We start from the raw sequence: 676 nt of genomic DNA on the forward strand, positions 1-676 counted from the left end.
CGATTGTTTTGGACCTCTTTAATGTAGCCAAGTGATGGGTCTGGATGGGTGTAGTGGGTGTGTTTTAAAGTTGGGTTGTCTTTGTCTCTGACTTCGGTTTTATAAAAGTGATATAGCGTGCCATCGGTGCTTAGGATTTGGATGGTGTCGGTTTGGGGTATGGGTTGTGTGTTTGGGTTTGTACGGTTCGCATTTTGGGCGTAGGGGTTGGCAGCAGAAGCGGTGTGCTGATTGGTTTGATTTAGATGGGTGGTGTGTTGTAGTTGTATCTCAAAACCAGAACGCCAGCCAATGCCAAACATGCCTCTTTGGGTGGATTGGGAATTGTAATAACGGGTTAGGTTAAGAGCATAGGGGTCAGTTTCATCAAGGATTAAATCATCTGCCTGTTCAAACTTATTGCCTGATAAGACATTGATGGGGTTAGAGACAAAAGTGTTTGGGGCAAAGGCGGAGGCAGTGGGGGTTGTGGTGGTAGGGTGATTGGTAAGTAAATCAGCAATGCGATTGGGCTTAGTTGAAGTGGTAGAGCATTGTCCCCCAACACCAGCTGTACCTGTGTTGCCAAGGTTTTTTGCAAGGCACATTTGGGCGTGGGTGGGGTGGGTTGATAGGATAATACCAAGAGATAAAGCAAGTGACGTGAGTGGGGATTTAAGCTTCATTTTGGGTTCCT

At 46.4% G+C, this 676-nt stretch carries 1 protein-coding gene; it reads right to left on the reverse strand.

Annotated features, from left to right (window positions below; genetic code table 11):
- Positions 1-665, reverse strand: a 665-nt coding sequence (locus A7456_RS11400; protein ID WP_211266067.1) for a DUF6531 domain-containing protein, incomplete at its 3' end; no start/stop codon positions are given.
- Positions 666-676 lie beyond the last annotated feature (11 nt).

The sequence above is a fragment of the Moraxella nonliquefaciens genome (assembly GCF_001679005.1).
GTDB classification, from domain to species: domain Bacteria; phylum Pseudomonadota; class Gammaproteobacteria; order Pseudomonadales; family Moraxellaceae; genus Moraxella; species Moraxella nonliquefaciens.